This window comes from Herbaspirillum camelliae (assembly GCF_001929405.1).
Classification (GTDB): Bacteria; Pseudomonadota; Gammaproteobacteria; order Burkholderiales; family Burkholderiaceae_D; genus Herbaspirillum; species Herbaspirillum seropedicae.
Genome location: NZ_KV880769.1, coordinates 4785514 through 4801729 on the forward strand (window position 1 = coordinate 4785514; position 16216 = coordinate 4801729).

Sequence of the window (16216 nt, forward strand, 5' to 3'; positions counted from 1 at the left end):
GACCATGCAGAAGCATTCCTCCCCCTCCCAAGAAGGCGCAACGCTGCCGCGCGCCTTGCTGATCGCCTTCCACTTTCCGCCGCAGTCGGAAAGCAGCGGCATCCAGCGCACCCTCAGTTTTTCGCGGCACCTGGCCCAGTTCGGCTGGACGCCCATGGTGCTCTCTGCCCACCCGATGGCCTATGAACGCAAGAATGCCTCGCAGTTGGCCAGCCTGCCGCCGGAGCTGATCGTGCGCCGTCCACTGGCGCTGGACGCCAAGCGTCACCTGGGCTGGAAGGGCCGTTATCTGCAGATCACCGCCTTGCCGGACCGCTGGATCAGTTGGTGGCTGTTCGCCCTGCCCTGCGCCCTGGCGATGGTGCGCCAGCACAAGCCGAAGGTGATCTGGTCCACCTTCCCGATCTCCACGGCGCACCTGATTGGCCTGTCCGTACATTGGCTCACTGGCCTGCCCTGGGTAGCCGACTTCCGTGACCCCATGCTGCAATCGGACTTTCCCAGCAACCGCTGGCAGCGCAAGCTGTTCGGCTGGATCGAGCGGCTTGCGATCAAGCATTGCACCCACGCCACGTTCACCACGCAGGGGGCGCTGGAGTCCTACCGGGCGCGCTTTCCCGCAGCCCTGCACCACAAGTTCGTGGTGATCGAAAACGGCTATGACGAACAGACCTTCGCCCAGGAACCGCACGCCTGCGCGCTGCCGGGTCAGCCTGGGCAGACGCGCCCGCTGACGCTGGTCCACAGCGGCGTGCTCTATACCGAGGGACGCGACCCCAGCGCCTTCTTCCAGGCCCTGGCCATGCTGCGCGCGCGTGGGCTGGTCGATGCCCAGCGCTTGCGGGTGATCCTGCGCGCACCTGGCGACCTGGACTATTTCACCCAGCTGGCGCAACGCTGCGGCGTCATCGATCTGGTCCACATCGCGCCGCCCGTGCCGTATCGCCAGGCCTTGCACGAAATGCTGGAAGCCGATGGCCTGCTGGTGTTCCAGGGGCGGCCCTTCAACCGCCAGGCGCCGGCCAAGATCTACGAATACTTCCGCGCCCGCAAACCCGTGCTGGGGCTGCTGGACCTGGAGGGAGAAACCGCCGGCATGCTGCGCAGCGCCGGCTTTCCTGATCTGGTCGAGATGACCGATCCCGAGGCCATCGCGCCAGTGCTCACGCGCTTCCTGCGGGCCATCGCCGATGGCACGGCGCACGTAGCCAGCGAAGCCCTGGTGGCGGCCAGTTCGCGCACCCACCGCACGCGCCAGCTGGCCGAACTGTTCTCCCAGAGCGCGCCGTGAGCCAGACCATGCACAACGATCTGCGCAGCAAGACCGTCAAGGCCATCAGCCACGTCGGCCTGGGCAATGCGGTGGGCAAGCTGGTCTCGCTCAGTACCACGCTGGTGCTGGCGCGGTTGCTCAGTCCCGCCGAGTACGGGCTCATGGAGATCGCCATGATGCTCATCGCCTTCATCGGCTTTTTCAACGAGATCGGCCTGACCACGGCCATCGTGCAGCGGCCCCAACTGAGCCAGGAACAGGTCAACGGCTGCTTCCTCATCGCCATGGGATGCAGCGTGGTGCTGTTCCTGCTGACGGTGCTAGCGGCCGGCCCCATCGCCGGCTTCTTCCGCCAGCCGCAGCTGCAGCCGATGATTTCCACGCTGGCGGTCGGTTTCATCATGGGGGCGGCCGGCAGCGTGCCGGAAGCCTTCCTGCGCAAGCAGATGCAGTTCAAGGCCATGGCCGGCATCACCATCCTGGGCATCGTGCTGCAAAGCGCGGTGAGCCTGGGGCTGGCGCTGGCGGGCATGGGCGTGTGGTCGCTGGTGTGGGGTTCGCTGGCGGCCACGGCCACCTACAGCGGCGGCTACTTCCTGCTCTCGCCCTGGCGTCCGCGCGGTCGCTATGGCGTGCGCGAAGCGGTGGAACTGGTGCTCTTCGGCCTGCACGTCATCACCAGCCGGGTGTTCTGGTACCTCTACAGCAATGCCGACCGCGCCATCGTCGGACGCGTGCTGGGCGCGGCCTCGCTGGGCATCTATGGCATGGCGTTTTCACTGGCCACGCTGCCCAGCAGCCAGATCACTTCACTGGTCATCAATGTGGCCGCGCCGCTCTTTGCCAAGCTGCAGCATGAGCCGGCGCGGCTCAATGCGGTGCTGGTCAACATGACGCGCGGCATTGCCTACGTGGTCTATCCGGCGCTCATGGGCATGCTGGCCTGTTCGCACGAATTGATCCTGGTGGTGCTGGGGCCGAAATGGCTGCAATGCCAGGTGCCGTTCTCGGCGCTTTGCCTGATGGGGCTGGTGAAGTCGGTCGATCCGCTGCTCTCCCAGGTGCTTACCGCCATCGGCCAGGTCAAGCGGCTGGTGGCCTATACGGCGCTGTGCGCGGCGACGATGTCGCTGGCCTTTGCGGTGGGCGCGTGGGCCGATGGGCTGCGCGGGGTGTCGGCGGCCTGGGTGCTGGTCTATCCGCTGCTGTCGGTGAAGTTGCTGCACGACGTGGCGCGGCTGACCGGACTGTCGATGCGAGGCTATTACCGCGCCCTGCTGCCCATCCTGGCCGGCGCCCTGGCCATGCTGGCGGTGGTGCTGGGCGTGCGCGCCGGGCTGTATGCGCTGGCCTTGCCGGCGCCGCTGATCCTGGCGCTGGAGATCCTCAGCGGGGCGCTGACCTACCTGGCCTGGATCGTCTATGTGGACCGCCACGCGGTGGGCGAGATCGGCCAGATCCTGATTGACCTGGGCGTACCTGCGGCACGGCTGCAACGCTGGCCTTTCGTACGGAAGCGTCAGCAATGAGCAGTTTGCTGACCGGGAAATTTACCTGCGCACTGCGCGAAAAACTTGCCAGATAGGCTATAGTGGCATCCACGATAGTTATCGAAATTACAACAATCACCGGATCGAGGGATCATAAAATGGGATGGACGATGCTAGAGTCAAAACGCACGGGGCGCCTCTGCGCTGTGGTGTTGGCCGTGGCCATGGTGTGTGTGGGGGTGACGGCCTGCGAACGTTTCAAGTCGGCCGATTCGCTGGTGGACGAAGCCCGGCAGTACCAGCAGAAAGGCGATAACGCCGCCGCCGAGATCCAGCTCAAGAACGCCTTGCAAAAGGACGGCGAGAACGCCCAGGCGCGCCTGCTGCTGGGCCAGATCTACCTGGCCAATGGCAACGCCGCCTCGGCCGAGAAGGAATTGCGGCGCGCCTTGTCGCTAGGGATCAAGCCCGAGCAGGTGGTGCCGGCGCTGACCCAGTCCTTGCTGCTGCAGGGCCAGTTCGCCAAGGCGCTGGAACAGACTGCCGCCCTGCCAGCCCAAGGCGAGATCGCGGCGCTGCGCGGCAACGCCTACCTGGGACTGGGCAAGTCCGCCGAGGCCAAGGCCGCGTTCGAGACGGCGCTGCAGAGCGATGCCAAGCTGCCCACCGCCTTGATCGGGCTGGCCCGCAGCGCCCTGCTGGAGCGCAACCTGGAAGCGGCGACCCGCTACACCGACGAGGCCATTGCCAAGAATCCCGACAACAATGACGTGCTCATGTTCAAGGCCAACCTGCTGCGCGGCCAGGGCGCCATGGACGAGGCCACCGCCGTGCTGGGCCAGGTGATCAAGCGCAAGCCGGACCAGGTCGATGCGCTGCTGGCGCGGGCTGACCTGGAGATCCGCCAGCGCAAATTCGCGCCAGCCCAGGCCGATATCCAGGCCGCGCAGAAGGCCAATCCCAAGAACCTGCTGTCGACCTACATGCAGTCCTTGCTGGCCTTCAGCCAGGGCAAGCATGCCGACGCTCTGACCGAGATCCAGAAGGTGCAGGCTGGCGCGCCCGACTACCTGCCGGCGGCGCTCTTGGCCGGTGCGATCCAGTACGCGCTGGGCTCGATGCCGCAGGCCGAGCTGAACCTGGGCAAGTACCTGGACAAGGTCCCCGATGACAACTACGCCCGCAAGCTGCTGGCGTCGGCGCAACTGAAGAATGGCCAGAAGGCCAAGGCCGCCGCGACGCTGGAGCCGGCCCTCAAGACTGGCCAGCAGGATGCCGAACTGCTGGCCCTGGCCGGCGAGATCGCCATCGAAAACAAGGACTTCGCCAAGGCCGCCGACTACTATGAAAAGGCCAGCGCCCTGGCGCCGCAAAGCGCGCGTTATCACATGGGCCTGGGCCTGAGCAACCTGGGACGCGGCCAGACCGACAGCGCCGCCGCCCAGTTCCAGACCGCTGCCAGCCTGGACACCAAGTCATCCCAGGCGGGCGTGCTGCTGGTGATGACGCACATGCGCCAGAAGGAATACGACAAGGCGCTGGTCGCTGCCAACGCAGCCGAACAGGAACAGCCCGCCAACCCCATCGTGCAGAACCTCAAGGGCGGCGTCTATCTGGCCCAGAACGACTACGCCAATGCCCGCAAGGCGTTCGAGAAGGCGCTGGCGATCGATCCGGGCTTCTTTGCCGCCACCGCCAACCTGGCCCAGCTCGACCTGAAGGACAACCAGCCCGAGGCGGCGCGCAAGCGCTTTGAGGCAGTGCTGGCCAAGGACAAGAAGAGCATCCCCGCCATGACCGCGCTGGCAACCCTGGCCGAGCGTGACAAGCATCCGCAGGAAGCGACCCAGTGGCTGGAACGGGCGGTCAATGAAAATCCCGAATCGGTGCAGGCCAGCGCGCAACTGATCGCCCGCTACCTGCTGACCGACCAGAAGGAAAAAGGCCTGACCATGGCCCGCAAGCTGCAGGCCAGCAATCCCGGCGATGCGGCGGCGCTGGAAATGCTGGGCCAGGCCCAGTTCGCCAGCGGCGATACCCAGGGTGCGCTGGCCAGCTACCAGCGCCTGGCCACGCTGCAGCCGGATTCGGCGCCGACGCAGTTGCGTCTGGCCTCGCTCTACCAGAGCGCCAAGGATGTGCAGGGCGCGGCTGACGCGGCACGCAAGGCGCTGGAGATCCAGCCCGACTACACCGATGCCGAGATCTTCCGCGCCACGCTGTACAGCGAAAATGGCGAACCGGCCAAGGCCCTGGCCATCGCCCAGCAGATGCAGAAGCGCCCCACCCAGGCACTGGTGGGCTACGAGCTGGAAGGCAATCTGCAAGCCTTCCAGAACAAGCCTGAGCTGGCCGCAGCGGCCTTCGACCAGGCCTTTGCGCGCGACAAGGAAAACGTGCGCCTGCTCATGAAGCTGCACGGCGCGCTGCTGCTGGCAGGCAAGAACGCGGCCGCCGATACGCTGGCCGCGCAATGGTTCAAGAGCCATCCCAAGGATGTCGCCCTGCATCTCTACCTGGGCGAAACGGCGCTCTCGCGCAAGCAGAACAAGCAGGCCATCGAGCAATACCAGTTGGCGCTGCGCCAGCAACCGGACAATGCCGGGGCGCTCAACAACCTGGCCTGGGCCTATCAGCAGGAAGGCGATGCGCGCGCCTTGCCGACGGCTGAAAAAGCCTACGCTGCGGCGGGAGACAGCGCCCCGGTGATCGATACCCTGGGCTGGATGCTGGTCGAGAAAGGCCATGCCGAACGCGGCCTGCCACTGCTGAAGAAGGCTGTCGCGGCCGCCCCCGAGGCCATGGATATCCGTCTGCACCTGGCGCAGGCGCTGATGAAGACCGGCGACAAGAGCGCTGCTCGCAGCGAGCTGGAAAAGATCCTGGCCAGCCCCAAGGGCAGCGCCCAGAATGAGCAGGCCCGCGCCCTGCTGGCCCAGCTGTGAGCACGCCCATGGATATCCTTGCCGACATCAGGACACTGCTGGGTGAAACCCTGGGACTGGAACAGCGCTGCGCCCAGTGGCAACGCGAGACGCCACTGTTGGGCAGCGTGGCCGAGTTGGATTCGGCGGCGGTGATCCATATCGTGGCCTCGCTGGAGGAGCGCTTTGGCATCTATCTGGACGACGACGACATCCAGGCCACCCATTTCGAGACCGTCGGTGCGCTCACCGCGCTGGTCGAGGGCAAGCTGGCGCAATGAAACCGCTCGCCGCCGCGCCGCCGTTGCCGTTCTACCTGAGCGCCGCGCACGGCGGGCGGCTGTGCCTGTACCACGCCCCCGCCGCCCATGGTCCTTGTCTCGGCGGGCTGGTCTATGTCGCCCCCTTTGCCGAGGAAATGAACCGCAGCCGTCGCATGGCCGCCCTGCAAGCCCAGGCCCTGGCGCGGCAGGGCGTGGGGGTCTTGCTGATCGACCTCTATGGTTGCGGCGACAGCGCTGGTGAACTGGCCGAGGCCAGCTGGGCGGTGTGGCGCGACGATATCGGCCTGGCCATCGACTGGCTGCAGCAGCGCACGCATGCGCCGGTCGGACTGTGGGGGCTGCGTCTGGGCGCACTGCTGGCGCTGGAGGTGGCGCGCCTGCGCGCAGCCGACCTGGGGCTGCTGCTGTTGTGGAATCCGCTGGCCGATGCGCAGGCCTACATGACGCAGTTCCTGCGCCTGCAACTGGCCGCCGGCATGGGCAGCGCGAGTGGACCAGCGGCCAACAGCGTGGCCGCCCTGCGCGCGCAATTGCAGCAAGGGCAATTGCTGGAAGTGGGCGGCTACGAACTCAATGGCGCACTGGTGGCCAGCATCGATGGCCTGCAGGCCACTGCGCCGCCGGCGGGACTGCCGCTGCACTGGCTGGAGCTGGTGCGCGACCCGGCGCTGCCACTGGCTCCGGCCAGCGCACGGCTGGCGCAAGCCTGGTCGGTCACGCCCCAGACAGTGACGGGGCCGGCCTTCTGGTCCACCCCGGAGGTGACCACCTGCCCCGCCCTGATCGAGGCCAGTTGCGCCTGGGTGCGAACCACGCTGGAGCACGCCCATGCCCATGGCCTATAAAGAACACGTCTGCCCGCTGCATTGCCAGGGGCAGCAGTTGATGGGCATCCTGACGCTGCCCGAGACGGCACTGTCGGAGGCTGCCGTGCGGCGGCCCGGCATTCTCATGCTGGTGGGCGGTGCGCAGTATCGCGCCGGCAGCCATCGTCAGTTCACCCTGCTGGCGCGCCGTTTCGCGGCCGCCGGTTTTACGGTGCTGCGGATGGATTTTCGCGGGATGGGCGACAGCCAGGGCGAAGCGGCCGGCTTCGAAGGCGTAGCGGCGGACATCGACTGCGCCCTGGACGGCTTGCTCAAGGCCCAGCCGGGACTGGACGGCGTGGTGCTGTGGGGCTTGTGCGACGGCGCCTCGGCGGCGCTGTTGCATGCCAGCGCCGATGCGCGGGTGCGCGCCATGGTGCTGGTCAACCCCTGGGCGCGCACGGAAGCCGGCCAGGCCCAGGCCTATCTGACACATTATTACCGCGCGCGCCTGACCAGTCCTGACCTGTGGAACAAGATCCTGCGCGGGCGATTCAATGCGGTGGCAGCGCTGCGCTCTTTGCTCGGCCAGTGGCGCCGGGCCGCCAGCGCACCAGCGGCCACACCGGAGCTGCTGCCGATGCGGCTGCAACAGGCCTATGAGCGCTTCAGCGGTCCGGTGCTGCTGATCCTGTCGGGCGCGGACCTGACCGCACGCGAGTTTGCCGACCTGGCCACGCCTGGCAGCCGCTGGGAAGCCCTCTTGCTGGCCTCCCGCACTACCCGCATCGACCTGCCCGAGGCCAACCACACCTTTTCTACCCGCCTCTGGCGTGAACAGGTGGCGCAAGCCTGCCTGCGCTGGCTGACGAGGCTGGAACGCTGACACCGCAACGGCGCAAGTAAAAACGCCGTGCGCTGATCGGGCGCACGGCGTGGCGACAATGGACTACGTGGCAAGCCGGCTTCAGCCCTGGCGGCGACGCCAGCTCATCGCGGCCAGCAGCAGCAAGCCCAGGCCGAACAAGGCCAGGATGGCAGGCTCGGGCACCTTGTAGATGTAGCGCAGGTAGACCACGCCGCTAGCCGTGCCGTCGTAGCCGGTCAGCACGTTGCGGGCCAGAGAACCGCTCTGCACGCCCAATCCATCCACGCTGATGGTCACCTGGTGGTTGGCGCCGATATAGCTGGCCAGCGAGGCCGGGGTGCCATTGAGCTGCACCGGAGCCACCTGATGATTGGTCAGCGAAGCCGTAGCGATGGTGCTCAGGCCGCTCGGGACCTTGCCCCGGAACGGCGTGGTGCTCAACTGGTTGACGCTTTGCAGGCCCAGGGGGCCGGACACGGTGATGATGGAGGTAGCGAAGATCTGGCTGGGATTGCCGATGTTGCTGGCCTTGGAGCCCAGATTGAAGACACGGTCATACAGGGTCTCGGACAGGGTGAACTTCATGACCACGCCGATCAGGCTGCCCAGCCCCGAGTTGAAGCCGTGGAAGCTCAAGGTGGTGTCGTCATCGATGGAGGCCAGATTGAAGGCGGCGCTCTGCCAGTTGGAACTCAGTATCGCCCCGGCCTGGGCGGGTGCGTGCAACGACATGGCGACGCAAGCCAGAATGGCGGCGACGATGGAGAGAATCTGCTTTTTCATACCCACTCCTCTGTTTGTTCCCAAATGACAGAAAGTTGTTGTCAATACCACCATAGCAAGGAGCGGGCCAGAAAAAAATGATAGAAAAAACAAATACTTAGCAAACAGCCTCGAGACAAGTGTAAAGAAAACCGGCATCCGCCCCAGCTCCCTCCCCAAAAGCGACAAGGGCGCTACCGATTCGGTAGCGCCCTTGTCGCAGGAGCCATGCGCACCCTGTCGGGCGCTTGCGGCCTGATCCTCAGGAGGACTTGCGGCGACGCAGCTGGGTCAGCGCCAGCAGGCCCAGCGCGAACAGGGCCATGGAGGCGGGTTCCGGCACCTGGTAGATGTATTGCAGGTAGACCATGCCGTTGGCGCTGGCCGAGTAGCCATTCATCACGTTGGGCGGCAGGGAGCCGGACTGGCTACCTTCGCCGTCGACGTTGATGGTCACGCTGTTCTGGCCGCCGATGTAGGCAGCCAGCGAGGCGGGGGTGCCGTTCACGGTCACCGGGCCGGACTGGATGCCGGTCACGGTGTTGCTGATGACCTTGCTGCTGAAGCTGCCCACCGAGGGCGCGGCCGGGACCACGCCAGCGAATTGCGGGGTAGTGTTCAGTTGGTTCACGGTGGTAAGGCCCAGGGGACCGGTGGCGGTAATGGTCGAGGTCGCAAAGACCGGACGCGGGTTGCCCACCGTGACCGCGTGGGTGTTGAAGTTGTAGATGGTATCGGTGAGGGTTTCATCCATGATGAACTTGACCGTCACGCCGATCAGCTTGCCCAGGGAGGCATTGAAGCCATTGAATTGGACGGTGGCGCTGGCATCGATGGTGGGCAGATCGAACGCGGCTTGCTGCCAAGCCGATGTCACCGTCGTCAGGGTCGCGTGGGCCGGCGCGGCAGCCATGAAGCTGGCGGCGGCGGCAAAAGAAACCAGAAGGGAGGAAAACTTTTTCATGGTAGATTTAATAATAAAAGTGGTGGACACCCAGACATCTAAGCAAGCACTGTGCCAATAATTAAACATTATTAAAATCAATCACTTATAAAATTCTCAAGGGAAAAATCATGGGTCCGTGTCAAGAATTCCGGCAGCTGCTACGTTCCTTCCTGCTGCTGGCCTGGATGGCTTTGCCTGGCCTGCTCCCGGCCCAGGCTGCCACCCCCGATCCGGCACCCGCCTTGCCCTCCGTGCGCATCGAAAACACCGCCCGGACCGAGCAAAAGGACGTCGCCCTCACCTTCGGCCAAGTCTTCAAGCCCGGCGACTTCAAGCGTGACAGCACCATCAGGCTCAAGCTTGCAGACGGCCAGGACCTGCCACTGCAGTTGGACATCAAAGCCAGGCATGCCGATGGCTCGGTACGTCACGCCATCCTGTCGACGGTGCTGCCAGTGCTGGCCGAAGGCAAGCCGCTGGAGCTGAAGATGGAAGCAGGCCCGGGCCAGCCGGCGCAATCCACAGAATCGGGATCGGAAAAGGCAAAGAGCAAGGCAGCCAGCCTGGCCGCAGAACGCCTCAAGGCCTTGCTCGCCGAGCCCTTCGACGCCAGCGTGACCATCACCATCGATGGCCGCAGCTACCGCGCCAGCCCGCGCCAGGGCTTGCAGCAAGGGGCCTACCGGCTGTGGCTGGACGGTGCAGTGGTCACCGAATGGCTGGTCAATGCGCCGCTGCTGGACGCCCAGAATCGGCCGCATCCGCACCTGCAGGTGCGCTACGCCATCCGCGACTATGGCCGCAAGGGGGGCGTACGGGTCGATGTGACGGTGGAAAACGACTGGGCGTTCGAGGCCGCGCCGGGCAACTTCAGCTACGACGTCCATATCGATCTGGACGGCCACACTGTCTACGAGAAGACCGGCCTGACCCACTATCACCACACGCGCTGGCGCAAGCTGTTCTGGCGCGGGGCCGCGCCGCAGGTCAATGTGCGCAGCGACACCGCCTACCTCATCGCCAGCCGCGCCCTGCCCAACTATGACCGCAGCAGCATGGTGGCTGAAAAAGCCCTGCGCGACCTGGCCAGCGCCTGGAGCGGTCCCAAGACCGAACCCATGGGCGCCGGCGTGGCCAACCCGGCCATGCCCACCACCGGGGGCCGCCCCGATATCGGCCTGCTGCCGGGCTGGAGCGTGCTCTGGCTGCTGAGCATGGACCGCCGCGCGCGCGAGGCCAGCCTGGGCACCGGCGACCTGGCAGGCAGTTGGTCGATCCACTACCGCGACCGCGGCAGCGACCGTCCGGTGAGCCTCTCGCGCTTCCCCGCCCTGACCCTGCTGGGCCAGCCCGGCGATGCGCGCAATCCGCGCACCGGCAAGAGCGAAGCCTTTCCGCCCTGCCAGGGCTGCAGCAACCCCAACATCGCCGATTCGGCCCACATGCCGGCCATGAACTACCTGCCCTACCTGCTCACGGGCGACTACTACCAGCTCGAGGAATTGCAGTTCTGGGCCACCTGGGCGGTGTTCAAGAGCAATCCCGCCTATCGCGGCTACGCCCAAGGGCTGGTGCATCGCAGCCAGGTGCGCGACCAGGCCTGGACCCTGCGCAGCCTGGGCCAGGCGGCCTACATCACGCCCGACGACGATGCGCTCAAGAAGGAGCTGCAGGACATCGTCAAGAACAACCTGGACTGGTACACCGCGCAATACGTCAACAACAGCCAGGCCAACCGCCTGGGCATCATCGTCGATAACGCCATCGTCTATCACGGCAACACCGGGATTGCCCCCTGGATGGATGATTTCTTCACATCCTCAATAGGTTATCTGAATGATCTTGGATACCAGGAAGCCCTGCCGCTGCTGCGCTACAAGGCGGCCTTCCCGGTGGCGCGGATGACGCATCCCGGCTACTGCTGGATCTTCGGCGCGGCCTACAGCATCCCGGTGCGGCCCGACCAGAATGCGGCGCTCTACACCGACCTGGGCCAGGCCTACCAGGCCATGCTAGCCGCCAACTACCGCGACAACGCACAGGCGCTGGCGCAGACGGCCTGCGCCAGCGACGCCATGGCGCAGCAGCTGAAATTGCGGGGAGGAGAAATGACGGGCTATTCCAGCCAGCCGGCCGGATTTCCATCCAACCTGCAGCCGGCCCTGGCCTACAGCGTCGACAGCGATGCGCCTGGGGCGAAACAGGCTTGGGAGAAGTTCATGCGGCGCACGGTCAAGCCGGATTATGGCCTGGGGCCGCAGTTTTCGGTGATACCGCGCACCGCTGGCAAGACCAACTGACACTGAGGAGCCGGCGGGCGCCGGCAAAGGCAAAGGCAGAGGCCAACGGGATCAGGTCAGGCGATGCGACCTGATCCCCGTCGATCAGAAGATGCTTTCGGGGATGACCAGGATGTCGCCCGGGCGCATGGCCAGGTTGGCGGAGATGTCGCCATCCTTCATCAGGTCGTCCAGGCGCACAGCGATCTTGGTCTGCTTGCCGTCGACCAGGCGGATCACGTTGGCGCGGTTACCAGCGGCGAACTCGGTGGTGCCGCCCACAGCGATGATCACATCCAGCAGTGACATGTCCTTGCGATAGGGCAGCGCCTGCGGCTTGGCGGCCTGACCGATGACACGGATCTGGTCGCCGTAGACGCCCGAGAACTCCGTTACCACCACCGTGACCACTGGGTCAGTGATGTAGGCCGCCAAAGCCTTGGCGATCTCAGCGCCGACCTCCTTGGGAGTCTTGCCGCTAGCCTCGATGTCGTTGGCCAGGGGCGTAGAGAACTTGCCATCCGGACGCACCGGCACCGCCAGCGAGACCTCGGGATTGCGCCAGACGATGACGTTGAGGTTGTCGCCCGGTCCGATGCGATACTCGCTGTTGACGGCCGCAGCCGGGGTGCTGGCGGTATCGGCCACGGGACGGCTGGCACAACCTGCCAGCAACAAGGTGGAGGCGAGGATGTAGCTGGCATAGCGCACGAGTTGAGGCCGCATGGACTTTCCTTTTTGTTGTCGTCAATGAAGTGAGATTTCCCCCGAACCAAACGCGCAAAACGAGATCGCGCCTGGTTGATTGAGTGGCAGGATAAGCAAGTGTTTATATTTCGTCAACAAGGATGACAAAAATGTCGCGCGCAGACGATAGGCGACCTTGACGAAAGTTGCCGCAAGATAACAGGAAGATAGGAACAAACGGCTGATGCAGCCGCATCGTAATGCACGGCAGCGGGAAAGGTGGTGTGGGGGGGGGGAAAGACGGAGGGAGAAAGAAAAAAGGGCCCATCTTGCGATGGACCCTTTATATCTGGTGCGGCTGGCAGGAATCGAACCCACGACCCCTTGGTTCGTAGCCAAGTACTCTATCCAGCTGAGCTACAGCCGCGAAAGAATGAAATTATAAGGGATTTTTTGCTCAATGCAAACGCTTTTTATAAAAACATGAGAATTCACTTCCGCCCCAGCAGAGTTGCCGCATCGCCAGGAAAAACGAAACGGCGCACCCCGCCCAGGCGCATGAGCCCGTGGGCCAGGCCCATGCTGATGATCATCGTGGCCAGCATGGACAGCACGAACTTGCTGCCCTGCCCCACTTGCGGCAAGCCCTTCTCGCAGAGCCGGTATACCATCAGGGCGACAAAGGGATGGATCAGGTAGACCGGCAAGGTATGCTGTCCGCCCCAGGCCAGCAGCGCCGGCAGGCGCAGGCGCGCAAGCTGGAACAGCATGAGCGCCCCGCACACCGATTCCAGGTCGTTGAGCAACAGCGCCGGCAGGCTACGATAGTCGCTCACCAGCGCAAACCCCAGCTCCTGGCTCAGACCCGCCTTCATCTGCGCGGCCTTCACCGCCACGAACACCAGTCCGGTCAGCAAGACCCCCGCCACCGGGCCTAGCCGCGCGCTGCAATGGGTGTTGAGCCACACCAGCAGGTAACACAAGGGCAAGGCATAGACCGCTGGCAGCAGGCCCAACGGCAGATAGTCGCGGATGAACGGCGCGACCGGACCTATGACCAGGTGCGCCGCCAGCAGCACCAGCAGGCAGATGCGGCGCAGCGCCGGGCTGCGCGCATCGATGAAGGCGCGCAGCAGCAGGAGGGAGAGCAAGGACGGCAGGAACCACAGCAAGGCCATCTGGGTGGCGTTCTTGAGGGCGTCGTTGTTGCCGCTGTAGAGGGCCAGCAGCAAGCGCCCCGCTGCCGCCATCGATACGCCGATCTGCGTGACCATGGTCAGGACGGCCATGGCACAGACGATCAAGAGGAAGGGATAGTAGTAGCGGCAGACGATCTTGCCGACATAGTCCCAGTCCAGCGCCGGCGCAGGCCGCAGCAGCGGCAAGGCCAGAAAGCCCAGGACATGGAAGGCGAACCCGGTCAGGAACAAGGGGAAGAGCTGGTGGGCGTATTCGTTGTGGTCGAACATGACCAGCAGGATCAGCACGGCCTTGATGACGTTCTGGTTCATGCGAGGCCTCCGGGCTTGCCCTGGCCGGGCAGATAGGCGGGCAGGATGCGTTTTTCCAGGACCACGATCAGCGCGCACAAGGTATAGGTCATGTCGAAATAGGCAAAGCTGAGCGCGGCCGCGCCCACGCAATAGGCGAACAGCGAGAGCTGCAGCGCCGTGGCCAGGCTGGCGATCCATTCCGGCGCACCCACCTCGGTCGCAGTGCGGGCCACGCGTGCCGCCTTGCGGAAGGCGGTCACCAGGATGCACAGGAACAGCAGCAGCCCCGGGAAACCATGCTCGCCCAGCACCTGGAAATAGATGCTGTGGGCGGCATGCGCGCCGCGCGTGTCAGGCACCGCATCGCCGCTCGGGAAGAAGGACAGCGTATGGAAATCCAGCGACAGCAACGTCCACACCGGCCAATATTCCAGCGACTTGAAACCGCCGCCCAGCAGCGGATGCTGCAAGGCCAGGAGGGTGGAAAGCTTCCAGGCCACGACCCGGCCCATGAAGGAACTGTCACCACCGACCCGTTCGATGGTATCCATGCGATGGAACCACTCGGAGGGAATCAGCCCCACCACCAGGCTGCCGGCAATGAGCACCGAGGCCAGCAGCAGGATCTTGCGCCGGCTCTTGAGGAAGAGATAGCCGCCCACCACGGTCAGGGCGATGAAGCCGCCGCGCGACTGCGTGCCGATGATGGACACCACCAGCAGCAGGATGCTGCCCAGCAGCCCCAGGCGCAGCAGCCGCGAGCGCTTGCCGTATTCGGCCAGCAGGTAGAAGGTCAGCGGCAGCATCATGGCGAAGGCGATGGAGAGCTCGTTGCGGTCGCCCAGGGTGTGGGTGGCGAAGCCTTCGATCTTGTGGCCGCCGCCGCTGGCGATGAACTTGAGGCCTTCCAGGCCGGCGTAGAAACCCACCGACAGCACCAGGCACCAGAGCACGAATTCGATGTGCTCCTTCTTCGTCAGCACCAGGGTGATGAGCACGAACAGCACCACCGTCTTGAGGAAATCGTTCCAGAAGCCCCACACCCGGTCCGGCATGGCCAGGGCAAACACCGAGGTCACCGTGGTCCAGGCGAAGAACAGCAGCACGAAGGCGCCGGTATTGCCGACCTCGAAACGTTTCTTGTTGGGCGAACAGAGATAGGAAAGGATGGCCGAGGCCGAGATGAGCAGGTTGTAGCGGATCCCGGCGGCCATGCCGTAGACCCAGGCATTGGGATAGAACATGGCCGTCCAGATCCAGAGGCCCAGGCCGATGAAGGGGCGTTTCAGGGTGGCGTAGAGCAGGAAAGGCAGTACGCAGAGCAGGATGATGTCGCGCATGGCGGGTCTTGGGCTCCGGTTGCGACTACTGCTCGCCCGGATCGCGCCGGTCGTTCTTGAGCGCCCACCGGCACAGGTAGAGGACCGCCAACAGGTCCATTGCCCACAGGATACTTTCCACGCGTTCCCTCCCGAACCGCTCGTGCTCGCTCATCCGGCCCGCTGCTCGCCTGAACAGGCAAACTCCCCCGGACCGCCCCCACTGCGAGCGGAATTATACTTTAGACAACACTTATCGCCTATCTTGTTGCGCTTGTTGTTGTGTTTACTGTTGCGATTCCTGTTGCACTTGCTGCAGCCCCAAGCGCCCTCGCCCGGCCAATTGGCAGGTACAGGCGGATGACCTGCAGGCGGGAGGCCGCTATGATGAAGCTTTATTCGCTTGTAGCTGCGTTCATGTCACATCCTCTTCCTCCCTCTGCCACTGCCGTGCATATCCGCGAACAGGAACGCGAACGGATCGCCCGCGACCTGCACGACGATCTGGGCGGTCTTCTGGCGGGCGTGGGCATGGCGCTGGGCCGCCTGCAGGAGCAACTGGCTGCGCAAGGCCTGGCCGCCCCGCTGGCCGAGGCCGAACAGGCCCGGCAACTGCTGCAGCAAGCCATGGCCAGCATGCACGGCATCATCGATGAACTGCACCCACCGATCGTGGAGTTCGGGCTGCTCGACGCCTTGCAGTGGCAATGCCAGCAGATCCAGCGCCAGTACGGCATGCGCTGCCAGCTGGATGGTCCGCCCGCGCTGGAGCAGGAAGATCGCTTCCTGATCCTGGGCCTGCTGCGCATCCTGCGCGAAGCGGCCAGCAATGCCGCGCGCCATGGCCGCGCCAGCGCGCTGAGGGTGGACCTGCGGATGCGCCAAGCCAGGCTGGAAATGCAGATCGCCGATGATGGCTGCGGCATCGCGCCTGCCCACGCCAAGGGCGACGCCACGCACCACGGACATGGCTTGCGCAACATGCGCGAACGGGTGCAGGCGCTGGGCGGAGAGCTCTTCATCGAGGCCGGCCAGGACGGCGGCACGGTCATCAGAATGCTCATCCCTGTTGCGCGCTGAGTGAA

At 64.9% G+C, this 16216-nt stretch carries 13 protein-coding genes and 1 tRNA gene; 8 read left to right on the forward strand and 6 right to left on the reverse strand.

Annotation, left to right across the window (positions count from 1 at the left end; translation table 11 throughout):
* The first annotated feature begins 4 nt into the window (after nt 1-4).
* From BGK68_RS21390 to BGK68_RS21415, 6 genes are all read left to right on the forward strand, one after another.
* Nucleotides 5-1291, forward strand: coding sequence for a glycosyltransferase (locus BGK68_RS21390; protein WP_075258736.1), 1287 nt, complete (start codon nt 5-7; stop codon nt 1289-1291).
* The gene (locus tag BGK68_RS21395; RefSeq protein ID WP_075258737.1) at nt 1288-2802 is read left to right on the forward strand and encodes a lipopolysaccharide biosynthesis protein; all 1515 of its coding nucleotides are present in this window, start codon (nt 1288-1290) and stop codon (nt 2800-2802) included. Before BGK68_RS21390 ends, BGK68_RS21395 begins: the two co-directional genes overlap by 4 nt.
* A gap of 131 nt (nt 2803-2933) precedes the next feature.
* On the forward strand, nt 2934-5708 hold the full coding sequence (prsT, locus tag BGK68_RS21400) for an XrtA/PEP-CTERM system TPR-repeat protein PrsT (RefSeq protein WP_075258738.1): 2775 nt from the start codon (nt 2934-2936) through the stop codon (nt 5706-5708).
* A gap of 8 nt (nt 5709-5716) precedes the next feature.
* Nucleotides 5717-5968, forward strand: a complete 252-nt coding sequence (locus BGK68_RS21405; protein WP_075259940.1) for an acyl carrier protein — start codon at nt 5717-5719, stop codon at nt 5966-5968.
* Nucleotides 5965-6816 carry a hydrolase 2, exosortase A system-associated gene (locus BGK68_RS21410; RefSeq protein ID WP_083657866.1) on the forward strand — a complete coding sequence of 284 codons (852 nt, stop codon included), beginning with the start codon at nt 5965-5967 and terminating at the stop codon, nt 6814-6816. Before BGK68_RS21405 ends, BGK68_RS21410 begins: the two co-directional genes overlap by 4 nt.
* Nucleotides 6800-7663: a hydrolase 1, exosortase A system-associated gene (locus BGK68_RS21415; RefSeq protein ID WP_233149376.1), complete on the forward strand. Its 864-nt coding sequence runs from the start codon at nt 6800-6802 to the stop codon at nt 7661-7663. Before BGK68_RS21410 ends, BGK68_RS21415 begins: the two co-directional genes overlap by 17 nt.
* An 81-nt stretch (nt 7664-7744) precedes the next feature.
* On the opposite strand, the gene BGK68_RS21420 is transcribed toward BGK68_RS21415, so the two are convergent.
* Together BGK68_RS21420 and BGK68_RS21425 are read right to left on the reverse strand one after the other, a co-directional pair.
* On the reverse strand, nt 7745-8428 hold the full coding sequence (locus tag BGK68_RS21420) for a choice-of-anchor E domain-containing protein (protein ID WP_075258739.1): 684 nt from the start codon (nt 8426-8428) through the stop codon (nt 7745-7747).
* Nucleotides 8429-8669: 241 nt separating this feature from the next.
* Nucleotides 8670-9371: a choice-of-anchor E domain-containing protein gene (locus tag BGK68_RS21425; RefSeq protein ID WP_158035493.1), complete on the reverse strand. Its 702-nt coding sequence runs from the start codon at nt 9369-9371 to the stop codon at nt 8670-8672.
* A 110-nt stretch (nt 9372-9481) separates the two neighbouring features.
* On the opposite strand from BGK68_RS21425, the gene BGK68_RS21430 reads away from it, so the two are divergent.
* On the forward strand, nt 9482-11653 hold the full coding sequence (locus BGK68_RS21430; RefSeq protein WP_233149377.1) for an RIFT barrel domain-containing protein: 2172 nt from the start codon (nt 9482-9484) through the stop codon (nt 11651-11653).
* Between the two features lie 84 nt (nt 11654-11737).
* Here BGK68_RS21430 and BGK68_RS21435 read toward each other — a convergent pair whose 3' ends face one another.
* The 4 genes from BGK68_RS21435 to BGK68_RS21450 all read right to left on the reverse strand — a co-directional run bounded on the left by BGK68_RS21435 (nt 11738) and on the right by BGK68_RS21450 (nt 15152).
* The gene (locus BGK68_RS21435; protein WP_075258740.1) at nt 11738-12358 is read right to left on the reverse strand and encodes an XrtA/PEP-CTERM system exopolysaccharide export protein; all 621 of its coding nucleotides are present in this window, start codon (nt 12356-12358) and stop codon (nt 11738-11740) included.
* 311 nt (nt 12359-12669) lie between these two features.
* Nucleotides 12670-12746, reverse strand: a tRNA-Arg gene (locus BGK68_RS21440).
* Between the two features lie 64 nt (nt 12747-12810).
* On the reverse strand, nt 12811-13830 hold the full coding sequence (locus tag BGK68_RS21445; RefSeq protein ID WP_075258741.1) for a hypothetical protein: 1020 nt from the start codon (nt 13828-13830) through the stop codon (nt 12811-12813).
* Nucleotides 13827-15152, reverse strand: coding sequence for a putative O-glycosylation ligase, exosortase A system-associated (locus tag BGK68_RS21450; RefSeq protein ID WP_075258742.1), 1326 nt, complete (start codon nt 15150-15152; stop codon nt 13827-13829). Before BGK68_RS21450 ends, BGK68_RS21445 begins: the two co-directional genes overlap by 4 nt.
* A 396-nt stretch (nt 15153-15548) precedes the next feature.
* On the opposite strand from BGK68_RS21450, the gene BGK68_RS21455 reads away from it, so the two are divergent.
* Nucleotides 15549-16211, forward strand: coding sequence for a sensor histidine kinase (locus BGK68_RS21455; RefSeq protein WP_075258743.1), 663 nt, complete (start codon nt 15549-15551; stop codon nt 16209-16211).
* The last annotated feature ends 5 nt before the right edge of the window (nt 16212-16216 follow it).